This window comes from Nocardia sp. NPDC004604, assembly GCF_040609795.1.
GTDB lineage: Bacteria > Actinomycetota > Actinomycetes > Mycobacteriales > Mycobacteriaceae > Nocardia.
Genome location: NZ_JBEXLC010000001.1, coordinates 184675 through 197981 on the forward strand (window position 1 = coordinate 184675; position 13307 = coordinate 197981).

Below are 13307 nucleotides of genomic sequence, written 5' to 3' on the forward strand. Positions count from 1 at the left end.
CCATGGCACGTGAGTACGAGCCACCCGTGCGCGAGCGGGACGAGGTGCGCCGCAAGCGGCGTCCCGAGGACGAGGCGTGGGCGCCGCCGACCAGTGACGGTCGGCCCCGCCCCGCACCGGGACGTGCACAGCGGCCCACCGGTGGCCGGGTCGAGCGGTCGGGCATCGAGGACATGCCCGACCGGGATCGGCGGTCCGCGCGGGTGAGCGGCGGCGAACGGACCGGGGTGGGCCAGACGTCCGATCGGGAGCGGCGACCGTCGCGCGATGCGGCAGAGCGTCGGGCGCGTCCCGGCGCCGGATCCGCCGACGGTGGCCGTGCCGATCGGCCGCAGTCCGGCTCCGAGCGCGGGCGCACCAGATCCGAAAGCGGCCGGGGTGAGCGAACTTCGGCCGATCGTGGCCGTCTCGACGGCGCCAGGACCGCCCGCCCCACACGCGAGGGCGCACCACAACGATCGGTACGGGGGGAACGCGTGGCACGACCGGATCGCAACGGAGCCAGGACGAGTCGCGAGGCACAGCGCGCGGCCAAGGTCGACTACACCGCCGACCGTGCGATGGGCACCCCGCAGATGGATAAGGCCGCCCGCCGGGCAAAGGCCAGGGCCGATAAGCGCAAGCAGTCCGGTCCGCCCCTGCTCGACGATGTGACCCGGGCCAAACTCGAACAGATCAGCCGCGAGGGCACCGGACTGCGGGCGGCCTTCGCGACTTTCCGTGTCCGCACCGACGATATCCGCCGCCGCAACTACGCGGCCCGCGCCGAACAGGTCTTCGAGGACGGATTCGACCGCAGCACGGCCCAACTCACCGATCGCGGCTATCTGGGCCCGGGTGGCGGCCGGATGAATGTCGTCGGCCGCCCGGTCGAATACCGGGCCACCACTGCCCAGGTGGCCGGCCTGTGGCCCTGGTCGGTCGGCGCCGGTGCGCCATTGATCGGCACTCCGCTCGGTTCGCATCTGCACACCGGCGCGCCGGTCTGCTTCGATCCGATGAACTGGTTCCTGCGCGGCAGCTTCATTACCGCGCCGAGCCTTTTCGTCTTGGGGCTCAATGGTTTCGGTAAGTCCTCGCTGGTGCGCCGGATCGTGCTCGGCGGTATCGCACAGGGCATCACCCCGCTGATCCTGGCCGACGTGAAACCGGACTACCGCAAGCTGGTCGAGCTGGTCGGCGGTCAGGTGATCGATCTGGGCTACGGCCACGGCAAGCTCAACCCGCTCGCCGCGGGTGTGCTCGGTTCGGTCGTGCCGTTGCTGGACGAGCTTCCCGCACTGCAACTTCAGGTGCTGCAGGACCTGCGCGCCCGCCAGGTCACGCTCATCGCCGGTCTGGTGGAACTCGTGCGCGGCGCACGCGTGCGCGACTACGAGGAGACCCTGATCGCCACCGCGCTGCGCATCCTCTACCGGCCGGGCAGTGGCTACACCCCGGACCAGCCGCCCATCATGGAGAACCTGCTCGAGGTGATCGTCAGCGGCGGTGACGAGTTACAGCTCGACGCGGGCGCCGACGACCCCAACGAATACCAGGTCGCCATCAAGGGCCTGCGGCGTTCGCTGCGCGCACTCACTCAGGGCCCCTTCGGCGCGATCTTCAACGGGCAGACCAGCGTTCCGATCGATACCAGCGCGGTCGCGGTCTGCATCGACGTCTCGCACATCCCCACCGGCGATAAGAAACTCAAGGCCGCGGTGATGCTGGCCTGCTGGGCCGACGGATTCGCCTCGGTGGAGGCCGCACATGTGCTCGCCGACGCGAATCTCGGCCCGCAGCGCTATTTCCAAGTGGTCATGGACGAGCTGTGGCAGGTGCTCGGACTCGGTGACTTCATGGTCGACCGGGTCGATGAGCTGACCCGTCTACAGCGCACCATCGCCACCGCGCTGATCATGATCAGCCACACCATCAAGGACCTGCAAGCACTGGGATCGGAGGCCGCCATCGCGAAGGCGCTCGGCTTCCTCGAACGCGCGCGCGCCAAGATATTCGGCGCGCTGCCCGGCGAGGAGATCAAGCGCCTGGACAGCGTGGTTCCGTTCACATCCGCCGAGGAGGAGATGGTGACCGGATGGTCCGCACCGCAAGCGCTGACCGGTGAGGCACTCAAACCCGGCCAGCAACGTCCGTCACCGCCGGGTACCGGCAAATTCCTGTTGAAGATCGGTGAGGATCGTCGCCCCGGCATCCCGTTCCATATGGAATTCACCCTGTCCGAGAAGGAGAGTGGTATCCACGAAACCAACCAGCGTTTCTCCGAGTTCACCGAATCCACTTCGCGCGGTGGCGATTCCCCCAATGGGAGCGCCGCATGAGAAAACCCGCACTGTTACGGAGACCGGTTGTCTGTGTGAGGTGGGGCGCATGATGCCGCACCGGTCCTATCGCAGAGTGTCCCCGGAGGTGCGCAAGGCCGCGGTCGAACAGGTCATCGCACTGACCGGCAAATTGCGCAGCGAATCGGAGGCGTGTCGAGTGGTGGCCGAGCAGATCGGCGTGCATACCAATTCGGTTCGCAACTGGGTGCGTGCGGCAGAGGGACCGAGTCTGGAGCGCCTCGACGCGACCGCCTTGCGCCGCAAAGTCGCACTGCTGCAACAACAATTGGCCGCCGCGGCGGAGATGAACCGGACGCTGGCCGACACCCTCAACCAATCTCGGCGGCAACGGTGAGTCACCTGAATTCGTCTCGCGTCCGATCGGCGCCGCCGGGGATGCGGTGACCGGGCGGACCGTCCTATACCTGGCGCTGGCGAGTGTGCTGGGTTTGATGACCCTGGTGCTGGTCGTCGTGATGCCCGCCGTGGACGACGGGTGCGAGGGCTCCTCGGTGCTCGGATCGTCGAGTGTGCTGCCGCCGCTGGGTGGTTACGCGCCGGGCGATTCCCGGGTCGCCGCTACCACTTCCGCCGCGCGTACAACCGGCAATCCCACTGTCACGAAGACCGATCTCACTGCCACACAGGCTAATCCGACCGCCACCGGTGCCCCGTCGCTGGCCGCCGGTATCGGCCCGATCCGCCGGACCCTGCCATTGGCCGTTGGCACCTTCACCGTGTCGGATGTCTTCGGCGCGCGTGGTGGCACGCATCTGGGCGTCGACCTCGCCGCCACGGACGGCACCACCATCTACTCGGTATCCGATGGACGCGTCGTCGCGGCCGGTCCCGCATCGGGTTTCGGCAACTGGATCGTCGTCGACTCCGTGGATACCAACGGCCGCGCGTATTCGGCGGTCTACGGGCATATGTGGGACAGCGGTGTGCACGTGCACGTCGGCGACACCGTCGTCGCCGGTCAGCCCATCGCTCAGGTCGGGTCGGCGGGCCAATCCAGCGGTCCGCACCTGCATTTCGAAATCGTCCCGGGCGGGCGCTTCACCGGTGGCCGCCAGATCGACCCGCTGCCCTGGCTCGACGGCGCCCCGACCCCGGATGTCGGTGGTGCGCAGGCCTTCTCCTCCGATCCGCGCTGCAATCGCGGCTTCGGCACGGCGGGCGGCGCGCTGGCGGCGGGCAAGGTGCCCCAGGAACTCGAAATCTGGTATCGCCGTGCGGGTTCCATCTGCCCGCAGATCACCCCCTCGCTGCTGGCCGCGCAAGGCAGGCAGGAGTCCGGATTCCGGCGCAGTGCGTCCTCACCCGCTGGCGCGCAGGGGCTGGCCCAGTTCCTGCCCGGGACCGCGGCCAGTATCGACCCCGACGACGGTAAGCCCTACGTTATCGATGCCGACGGCAATGGCGTGGCCAGCGTATGGGACGACGGTGACGCGATCATGGGTCAGGGCCGCTATATGTGCGCCATCGCGCGCAAGATCGTCGCATGGGAGTCCGAGGGCCGGGTACAGGGCGATGTCGTCGCGCTGACCCTGGCCGCCTACAACGCCGGTGAGGGTGCGGTACTGGCCTCCGGCGGCATGCCGAACCTGGTGGCCGCGCACTATGCGGAGACCCAGCCCTATGTCGCGAATATCCTTGCGATGGAACCGTTGTACCGCGCGCAGGGCTCCAACGGGCGCTTCACCCCGCAGGAGGGTGCGGGCCGCGGGCAGATCGTCCAGGCGGCGCAGCAGTGGCTCGGCACCCCGTACGTGTGGGGCGGTGGCGGTCCACAGGGACCGAGCGGTGGCGGACTGGACGGACCGGGTCTCACCTCGGCCGCCGTGTTCGCGGCCTCCTCGGGCACGGTTACGCTGCCGCGGACCGCCGAACAGCAGTGGGAGGCGGGCATCGAGGTGCCCATGCGCAAGCTGGAGCCCGGCGATCTGGTATTCAGCTCGTTCGGCCCGCGTGGTCCCGCCGACGTCGGAATCTATTCCGGCAATGGACGAATGATCAAATCCGTGCCCGCAACATACGGGCATTCCAGTGGCGTGACCGAGGTCGCGGTGCCGGGCGATGGCCGCGGGAGGAGGGTGCTGTGACGACAACCGCTACCGCGGCGGGGACGACAACCACAACCGCGGTGGAGACCACAACCCCGGCAGAGATGCCGACCGCGCGTGCAGCGAGCGAACACGCCGAGGCGCGTGCGTCGATCGGACCGCCCAAGTATCGGCCGTGGCGGCTAGCCTTGAATGACACACGCGCGAAACTGGTGGTGATGCTGGTGGTGAGCGTTGCGATGCTCGGTGCAGGGTGTGGCGGCAAGGACAAGGACGCGGGTTCCGCTGCGCCGCATGCGCCCACGTCCACAACCCGATTGCTGGAGGAGGTGCCCGCACCCGATCCGGTGACGCCCGATGGTGTCGCGGTGGCCGCGCTGAAAGAGATCTACTCCTGGCAGCCCGCCACCGAAGCCCAGGGCGCCTCGCTGTCGCGTGCGCGGAAATGGTTGGGGCCCAGCCTGATCCGCATGCTGGACGGCACACCGACCGCGGTGGAGACGCCGAAGGCGACGCTGCAGTGGGCGGATTGGGCCAAGGCGCAGGCGCATATCGATGCCTTCACCTTCGCGTCGGGGGAGCGCCCGCCCGCGAGCACGGATCCGAACGTCGAGCAGTTCAAGATCGGGATCGAGCAGACGGTCGTCTATCCGAACGGGCGCAAGGAATCCCTGCCGCCGACAACGGTGATCGCGACCGTCGTACGCACACCAGCGGGCTGGCGGCTCGACGCGTACCGCTGAACCCGTACCAGCGACAACCGCATAGCTAGGTCCTAACAGGAGGCAGACATGGCGAAAAAGAAGAAGGTGCAGGATCCGGCCGTGGTCGGACCCGATATCACCCTCTACATGATCTACGCCGGTTTCGCGCTGCTCGGAACCCTCTGGCTCGCACTGCATCTCGGCAACGCGATAGCGGTCACGCCGCAGCACATTCCGATCAACCCGATCGAGATCGTCGCCGATCTCGCCAAGGGCAAGCTGCACTGGCCGCGCGCCTCCACCGTAATCGTGCTGCTCGTCATCGCGGCGCTCATCGCCTATCTGGTGGTGCGCAAAAGGCTTGCCGCGCGCCGGGCGGTGGGCAGGCTCGCCGTCGATGACAAGGCCGATGTCATGGGCAGCGGCAGCGCCATCAAGTCGCTCACCGAGGCCGGGGTCCGGGCCAAGGCCGATCTGCTCGGCGTGCGACTCGGCTACAACGACAGCCCTGGCGTGCCGATCGGCATCGGCGTCGCCGACGGGGTGATGCTCTACGGCTCCTATGAGGATCTACACCTGGACATCTGGGGCCCGCGACAAGGCAAGTCGACCTCGCGGGTGATCCCGGCGATCCTGACCGCGATCGGCCCGGTGCTGTCCACCTCGAATAAGCGCGATGTGGTCGACGCAACCCGAGATGTGCGCGAGGCCAAGGGAAGTCGCACCTTCGTCTTCGATCCGCAGGGCGTCGCGGGGGAGGAGCCCTCCTGGTTCTGGGATCCGCTGGACTGGGTGGACGCCCACCATGACGGCGCCGAGATGCGGGCCGCGCGGCTGGCCGGTCACTTCGCCGACGCCGACAACGGCTCCGACGCCAAGGGTGACGTATTCTTCGATCCGGAGGCCGAGGATCTGCTGGCCGGGCTGTTCCTGGCCGCCGCGCTCGGCAATCGCCCGATCGTCCAGGTCTGGGATTGGGTGACCAACCCCAACGACGCAGAACCCATCGAGCTGCTGCGCAATGCGAGCAAGCACTACACGGCCTCGGGCCTCGCGATGCAGTACAACGCTGATCCACGCACCAAGAGCGGCATCTTCGGCACCGCGAAGAAGATGATCCGCTGCCTGCAGCTGTCGAACGTGCATCCGTGGATCCTGCCCGGCGATAACCGCATGCAGTTCGACGAACTCGAATTCATCGAGAACAACGGCACTCTCTACAGCCTGTCGCTGGAGGGCCGCGGTTCGGCGGCGCCATTGGTGAGTGCGCTCACCGAGGCCGTGGTCGATGTCGCCATGCGCAAGGCCTCGCGCTCGCCCGGCGGACGGCTGCCGATTCCGATGCTCGCCGTGCTCGACGAGGCGGCGAATGTGGTGCGCTGGAAGGATCTGCCCAAGCAGTACAGCCACTTCGGCTCGCGCGGCATCGTGGTGATGACGGTGTTGCAGTCCTGGGCCCAGGGCGCGCGCTGCTGGGGCGATGACGGCATGCTGGCGCTGTGGTCGGCGGCCAATATCAAGGTGCTCGGCCCCGGCGTCGACGATATGAACTTCCTGCGGGACCGGTCCGAGGCGATCGGGGAATACGACGCGATCTCCTCATCGGTCTCGGAATCCAAAGGCGGCAAGAGCTATTCGCGGTCACTGGGCTCATCCAAGACCTTCACCGTGAACGCGTTGGCAACCCTGCCGCAGGGGCGCGCGATCGTCTTCACCTCCGGCCAGCCCGCGGTGCTCGTGCGCACCGTGCCGTGGTGGGAGGGCGACTACGCTGACGATGTGAAGAAGTCGATCTCGCACCATCTTCCGGGGCGCAAGACCGAGATCGCCGACCTGTTCGGCTCGCCCAACCTGACCAAGGCTGCTCCGCCACCCGAATACGGCCAAGTCGAGGAGGTCCGGCCCCTGTGAACGAGCGAACCATGGACACAGCACCATCGGGCACAGTGGAGCTGAGCGTTAGTGAGGTGCGGGTGTGAGGGAGCGGAGCGAGCGAACCATGGACACAGCACCATCGGGCACAGTGGAGCCGAGCGTTAGTGAGGTGCGGGTGTGAGGGAGCGGAGCGAGCGAACCATGGACACAGCACCATCGGGCACAGCGGAGCCGAGCGTCAGCGAGGTGCAGCTGTGACCGAACAGCAGCAACAGCCCATGATCTACACCAATGTGGTGGAGTTCGTCGAGAACTACCTGAGCCTGGTGTATCGGCGTCAGGTCACCGACATCAGTGAAACGGTGTGGTGTCCGGAGTGGTGGAAGCATGCCGAGGCGGTGGCGCGGTTGGACGCGCTATGGCGCGCATGGGAGCACTACCGACTGGAGCCGAGCACCGGATTGAGCATCTGGTTCCTCGACCACGCCGATCCACATATGACGAAGCTGTTCGATCCGCGTGGCCCGTTCAAGTACTGCAGTGTGCGCAACGGCCACAAGGACATGCTCAGCCCGCTACCGCTGAAGTCCCCGGCACAAGGGTTGTTCGGTGATCCCACAATCGGCGACTTCCGCATGTAATGCCCTACATGACAACTGATTTCGCACGTACATGGGTAACTCGTCGGGTACGCCCAGAACTGAACCATGCGCACGGCCGCCGGACCGCGACGCGACGTTGTGGGCACCGACCGGTCGGCTGAAGATCCGGGGAGGCGGAAAAAGCAACGCCCGCTGATTTCAGCGGGCGTTTCGGTTTGCGGTGTGCGCCTTACTGTCTGACGCGTTCCAGGCCGCGGGCGTCCTGCTCCCGGCCTCGTGCCGCAGCGGCTCGGGCCGCTTCATCGCGAATGCGAACCGCCTCTTCGGGCGGTTGGCCCTGGCCTACTTCGATGAGCATCCGCACCGCCGCCAACTCCGGTGCGATACCGATGCGAGCGAGGTGCGCCGCGATCGCCATCCGGCGTTCCGCGGAGTCATACCGTACGAGTGGTTTCGATTGAGCTGAGGCCGTCGCGGCCATCCGGCTGGCCTCGGCCTGTGCGGAGAAACGATCCTTCTCCAGCGAAATGCCCTGGGCCGGTACCGATTTCTCGACCATGCGGGCCAGTTCGAGATTGCGTGGGTCCTTGGCCTTGGCGTCGCGGGCCTCACGGATCTGGAGTTCCCGGGCCTCCTTGATACGGGCCTCGGTGACCTTGACGCGGGCTTCGGCTTCTTTCTGACCACGCTCCCGGGTCCGCAGCGCGACCAGGGTCGCAAGCTGCAACATAGTCTTCATCATGGCCGCGGTTTCCCGGCCGATGTCGTCCAGTTCCTCGGACATGGCTGCTCCCCGATGCTGCAGTGATCACTATGGATGTTGTGGTGCTTGACACGGACGCCGCCACGCCGAACTGTAACCCGTCGTGTCGGTGCCCCGCCTGCAAACGTGGACACCCAGAGGACTCGTCGCGTGGCACTCCCACGGGGGTTGCCCGATCAGGGATAGCTACGCTACGCGTTCTCCTTCATTCGAGATTACCCGAGAAAGCTCGGCACCAACCGCGTGGGCGTGCCGCTTAAGAGCATATATCGCACAATTCCGGCGGGTAGGCGAAAGCTTCGGAGGATCTTCGGTTTTAGCGCATCCTAACCGAACTATTAGGGTCGCCTACCCTAGGCTCATCCAGTGGATGACAGTTCGGGCCCGCTGCTCATTGTGCGCAGCGGGCCCGAACGAAGCGAGCACCCGGATCGGGCGTGTCACTAGTCGATGCGAACCGACTGGATGGTCACGGGGAGATTCGGCTTACCGTCGCCCTGGCCGTTGGAGTTGTCCTGACCGCCTGCGGCGATCTTGTCCAACGTGGCCATGCTGTTCGGGTCGACCGTGCCGAAGATGGTGTAGTTCGGCGGCAGCTTCGAATCGCCATAGACGATGAAGAACTGACTGCCGTTGGTGCCACCGCCGTCGATCGGATCCGGTCCCGCGTTGGCCATGGCGAGGGTGCCGCGCTGGTAGTCCATCGGCTTCTGCAATGCGGGGTCGGCGGGGTTGTACCGATTGGTCGGGTACTCATTGTCGAACTGGTAGCCGGGACCGCCCGTGCCGGTGCCGGTCGGGTCGCCGCATTGCAGCACCTTCAGACCCTCGTCCGCGGTCATACGGTGGCAGATGGTGTTGTCGAAGTAGCCCTGACCGGCCAGGCTGGCGAAGCTGTTCACCGTGCAGGGCGCCTTGGCGTTGTCCAGGGTCAGGCCGATGGGGCCCTGGGTGGTCTCCATGCTGACGCTGAGCTCGGCGTTATCGCCGGTGTTCTGGATGCCGCTGGTGCGCGGCTTGTTCACCGGCTTATCGGCGGGCTTCTGGCTATTGCGGTAGTCACAGCTGATAGCGGCGGGCTTTTCATCGCCCTTGGTCAGGAAGTACACGCCGACGGCCGCCGCGGCCACGACGACCACGCCGAGCGCGGACCCGGCGATCATGAGTCGCTTGCGCTTGCGCGCCCGATCGGCCCGGTTGGCCAGCTGGCGCTCCAGCTTGCGTTTCGCCGCTGCCCGTCGCTGTTCGTTGCTCGGCACTACCACGTTCCTCCCGTATCCGTTACGTACGGCACAGGATTGTGCCATCTATTCCTGAGACTGCTCAGCAGGCCATTTGCCGCGTGGGCTAACCGGTTGGACTTGACGGGCGGTGGTGGTGGAAACTTGACCATCGTGACCAAGACCAGCAGCTTCTCCGCCCCGAAGGGGGTCCCGGATTACGTGCCACCCGGTTCGGCCGAGTTCGTCGCGGTGCGCGACGGCTTGATCCGCGCCGCCCGACTGGCCGGATACGGGCATGTGGAGCTGCCGATCTTCGAGGACACCGCGCTGTTCGCCCGTGGCGTCGGTGAGTCCACCGATGTGGTCACCAAGGAGATGTACACCTTCGCCGACCGCGGTGACCGCAGCGTTACGCTGCGGCCGGAGGGTACCGCCGGTGTCATGCGAGCGGTGATCGAACACGGGCTCGACCGGGGTCAACTGCCGGTGAAGCTGGTGTACTCGGGTCCGTTCTTCCGCTACGAGCGCCCGCAGGCCGGTCGCTACCGGCAGCTGCAGCAGGTCGGCGTCGAGGCCATCGGTGTCGATGATCCGGCACTGGACGCCGAGGTGATCGCGATCGCCGATGCCGGATATCGCGGGCTCGGACTGGCCGGTTTCCGGCTGGAGATCACCTCGCTCGGTGACGAGACCTGCCGTCCGCAGTATCGGGAGCTGTTGCAGGAGTTCCTGTTCGGCCTGCCGCTGGACGAGGAGACCAAGCGGAGGGCGCAATTGAATCCACTGCGCGTGCTCGACGATAAGCGGCCCGAGGTGCGGGAGATGACCGCGAACGCGCCGTTGATGATCGATCACCTGTCCGAATCTGCGAAGACGCACTTCGAGCAGGTGCTGGGATATCTGGACGCGCTCGGCATACCGTATGTGGTCAATCCGCGCATGGTGCGCGGCCTGGACTACTACACGAAGACGACCTTTGAATTCGTGCACGACGGACTCGGGGCGCAGTCGGGGATCGGCGGCGGCGGTCGCTACGACGGGTTGATGGCCGAGCTGGGTGGACAACCGCTGTCCGGTATCGGTTTCGGCCTCGGCGTCGACCGCACCATGCTGGCCTTGCAGGCCGAGGGCAAGTCGGCGGGCGATCCGGCGCGGTGTGAGGTCTACGGTGTGTCGCTGGGCGATGCGGCCAAACAGCGCCTCGTCGTGCTGGCGGCGCAGTTGCGGGCGGCGGGGATTCGGGTCGACCTGGCCTACGGTGGCCGTGGCGTCAAGGGCTCCTTGAAGGCCGCCGATAAGTCCGGTGCGAAATTCACCCTGGTCCTCGGCGATCGTGACCTGGCCGAGAACACCATCGGCCTGAAGGATATGGCCACCGGTGAGCAGCGCCAGATCCCATTGGACGAGACGGTCGCCGCTGTCGCGGCGGCGCTGCGCCCGGCGGGGTAGTACGGTGCCGGGAGACGACATCCGCACCCATATGAATGCGCAGCCGTGCCCGTAGAACCCATCGACCCCGGCGCAGCCGAACCGGTTCCGACGGTCGGACTCGACCTCGTCGCACCCGAAACCTACGCACCCATGCTGCGGCGACTTGCCCTCGCCGCGGTAGGGGTGGGTGTCGGTGCCGCACTGCTCGCGGCACTGCTGGTGCCGTGGCCGATCGCGATCGCGATCGGTGTGGTCGTGGGTGCGCCAACGGTTGCCTATGCCATTGCCCTGCGGCGGCGGCGGATGTGGTTGGCCGGAACCACGATTCACGCCAGACACACCTTCGGTGAACACCGGGTCGACCTCGCCGCCGCGAACGGCGTGGAGATACTTGTCTATCCGGCCCGTTTGAGCCGAATCGTCCTGCGAGTCACCGCCGGTGCCGAATCACAGGTTGTTCCGCTGGCGATGTACACCGACGCGGGCAGCGGTCGCGAACTCCATCTGCTCGGCCTCCGCAAACTCGCCGATGCCCTGTCCGCCAGTGAACTCGCTGCGGCCGTTGCGGTTTCGACAATGCTCGTCCACCAACTGCGCGCCGAAGCTCGTGACGCGGGTTTGGCGGAGCGTCCGTTGTATCGCGCTGTGCAGCTTGCGAGGGCGAAGGATTATGTTTCGCCGATCGTGCTGACCGATCAGGAAGTCGCGGGATTGTGCTGAACTCGCGCGCAGCGGATTTCGCGCATGGCCGAGGTTGGCAGGATGCGTTGATGGGGTGCTGAGTTGTTGCTCGGGTTGAGTCAGCGGGTAGGTTGAGTGTCGCTGGAGGACAGCCTCTCTCACTAGGCGGACGTTCGCGCAGTGGCTACGGTTCACTCGGGATCCCCAAGGCGCGAGTTGAGCTGCGCGACATGCGAATCAGCCGACGGTGCGACATTGCACATGATGCACGGTTGCGCGATGTGTCGAACGGCGGCAGCGGTTCGGGGGATCCGTACCCTCGCACTGGCAGGTGCTCAAAACTCCCACCCGAGCGGGGCGCACAAAGCATCATCAGCACTCCTGATCAGACGTGCTGCAATACCCCTCGAGCCCGCACAGGCGTGGATTCTTGGTGGGGCTGTTGGGTGCGGCAAAGCAGTCGAGTCGAGGGCGGGTCGACTCGCGCTTCTTGGTCGCCGGGCGGGATAGATGTGTCTGCCGGGGTGACTGTCGTGTAGCTCACCACAGCGGTTCGGGGGTGGTGAGAGTCGTTAGGGTGGGGATCGAGTGTCCGCCTATTGCAAGGAGTTCGTCGTGAGCACCGCCGCTCGGACCGCGCCCGTGACCGTTGCCGTGACCGGGGGTGCGGGGCAGATCGCCTACGGTCTGCTGTTCCGGATCGCGTCCGGGGCCATGCTCGGGTCCGACACGCCGGTGCGGCTGCGGCTGCTCGAGATCCCGGCCGCCGTCGCATCACTGGAGGGTGTGGCGATGGAGCTCGAGGACGGTGCCTTCCCGCTGCTGCAGTCGATCGATATCAGTGACGACCCCTGGGTCGGTTTTGCCGGGGCGAATGTCGCGCTGCTGGTGGGGGCGCGGCCGCGCACTGCGGGCATGGAGCGTTCGGATCTGCTGGCCGCCAATGGCCCGATCTTCACCGACCAGGGGCAGGCCATCAATGCCAGCGCCGCCGACGACGTCAAGGTGCTCGTGGTCGGAAATCCGGCCAATACCAACGCTTTCATCGCGATGAGCAATGCCCCCGACGTGCCCGCCGACCGCTTCACCGCCATGACCCGCCTCGACCACAACCGCGCCATCGCCCAACTCGCCAAGAAGACCGGCGCGCCCGCCGCCGATATCGCCCGCGTCACCATCTGGGGTAATCACTCCGCGACTCAATACCCGGACATCACGCAGGCCACCATCGCGGGCAGCCCCGCCCTCGACGTGGTCGACCAGAGCTGGCTGAGCGAGTACTTCGTCCCCACCGTCCAACAGCGCGGTACCGCCATCATCCGGGCCCGTGGCGCATCGTCGGCCGCCAGCGCGGCGAGCGCCGCCATCGACCACATCCACGACTGGTCCCGCGGCACCCACGTCGACGACTGGACCTCCATGGCCGTCCCCTCCGACGGCTCCTACGGCATCCCCGAAGGCCTCATCACCTCGTTCCCCGTCACCTGTGCTGACGGCGAATACTCGATCGTCGAGGGCCTCGATATCGACGACTTCTCCCGCACCCGCATCGACGCCAGCGTGGCCGAACTCGAACAAGAACGTGACGCCGTAATCGACCTGGGGTTCGCCAAGCGCCCCTGATCCTCGACGGTCGAT

General features: G+C 66.5%; 11 protein-coding genes. 9 read left to right on the forward strand and 2 right to left on the reverse strand.

From position 1 onward, the window contains the following. Positions 1-2: 2 nt before the first annotated feature. From ABZW16_RS00935 to ABZW16_RS00960, 6 genes are all read left to right on the forward strand, one after another. Positions 3-2321 carry a hypothetical protein gene (locus ABZW16_RS00935; RefSeq protein WP_354950761.1) on the forward strand — a complete coding sequence of 773 codons (2319 nt, stop codon included), beginning with the start codon at positions 3-5 and terminating at the stop codon, positions 2319-2321. Between the two features lie 49 nt (positions 2322-2370). Further along, positions 2371-2679, forward strand: coding sequence for a transposase (locus tag ABZW16_RS00940; RefSeq protein WP_354950763.1), 309 nt, complete (start codon positions 2371-2373; stop codon positions 2677-2679). A 46-nt stretch (positions 2680-2725) separates the two neighbouring features. After that, positions 2726-4429 (forward strand): peptidoglycan DD-metalloendopeptidase family protein, encoded by a 1704-nt coding sequence (locus ABZW16_RS00945; RefSeq protein WP_354950765.1) that lies wholly within the window; start codon positions 2726-2728, stop codon positions 4427-4429. Further along, entirely contained in the window at positions 4426-5133 is a 708-nt protein-coding gene (locus tag ABZW16_RS00950; protein ID WP_354950767.1) for a hypothetical protein, read from the forward strand. The genes ABZW16_RS00945 and ABZW16_RS00950 overlap by 4 nt, the downstream gene beginning before the upstream one ends. Positions 5134-5181: 48 nt before the next feature. Continuing rightward, a complete protein-coding gene (locus ABZW16_RS00955; RefSeq protein WP_354950768.1) occupies positions 5182-7005 on the forward strand; it encodes a TraM recognition domain-containing protein in 1824 nt (607 codons plus the stop codon). A 218-nt stretch (positions 7006-7223) separates the two neighbouring features. Next, the gene (locus ABZW16_RS00960) at positions 7224-7610 is read left to right on the forward strand and encodes a DUF4913 domain-containing protein (RefSeq protein WP_354950769.1); all 387 of its coding nucleotides are present in this window, start codon (positions 7224-7226) and stop codon (positions 7608-7610) included. Between the two features lie 190 nt (positions 7611-7800). Here ABZW16_RS00960 and ABZW16_RS00965 read toward each other — a convergent pair whose 3' ends face one another. Continuing rightward, positions 7801-8355, reverse strand: coding sequence for a hypothetical protein (locus tag ABZW16_RS00965; protein WP_354950771.1), 555 nt, complete (start codon positions 8353-8355; stop codon positions 7801-7803). A 422-nt stretch (positions 8356-8777) separates the two neighbouring features. Continuing rightward, the gene (locus tag ABZW16_RS00970) at positions 8778-9593 is read right to left on the reverse strand and encodes a peptidylprolyl isomerase (protein WP_354950773.1); all 816 of its coding nucleotides are present in this window, start codon (positions 9591-9593) and stop codon (positions 8778-8780) included. 135 nt (positions 9594-9728) lie between these two features. Between ABZW16_RS00970 and hisS the strand changes: the two genes are divergently transcribed. The 3 genes from hisS (at position 9729) to ABZW16_RS00985 (ending at position 13292) form a co-directional block, all read left to right on the forward strand. After that, positions 9729-11006, forward strand: a complete 1278-nt coding sequence (gene hisS, locus ABZW16_RS00975; protein WP_354950908.1) for a histidine--tRNA ligase — start codon at positions 9729-9731, stop codon at positions 11004-11006. A 45-nt stretch (positions 11007-11051) separates the two neighbouring features. Further along, on the forward strand, positions 11052-11708 hold the full coding sequence (locus tag ABZW16_RS00980; RefSeq protein ID WP_354950775.1) for a hypothetical protein: 657 nt from the start codon (positions 11052-11054) through the stop codon (positions 11706-11708). A 576-nt stretch (positions 11709-12284) separates the two neighbouring features. Further along, positions 12285-13292: a malate dehydrogenase gene (locus tag ABZW16_RS00985; protein WP_354950776.1), complete on the forward strand. Its 1008-nt coding sequence runs from the start codon at positions 12285-12287 to the stop codon at positions 13290-13292. The last annotated feature ends 15 nt before the right edge of the window (positions 13293-13307 follow it).

Coding starts and splice junctions, on each gene's coding strand:
- ABZW16_RS00935 (WP_354950761.1), top strand. CDS start 3: ATGGCACGTGAGTACGAGCCACCCGTGCGCGAGCGGGACGAGGTGCGC.
- ABZW16_RS00940 (WP_354950763.1), top strand. CDS start 2,371: ATGATGCCGCACCGGTCCTATCGCAGAGTGTCCCCGGAGGTGCGCAAG.
- ABZW16_RS00955 (WP_354950768.1), top strand. CDS start 5,182: ATGGCGAAAAAGAAGAAGGTGCAGGATCCGGCCGTGGTCGGACCCGAT.
- ABZW16_RS00965 (WP_354950771.1), bottom strand. CDS start 8,355: ATGTCCGAGGAACTGGACGACATCGGCCGGGAAACCGCGGCCATGATG.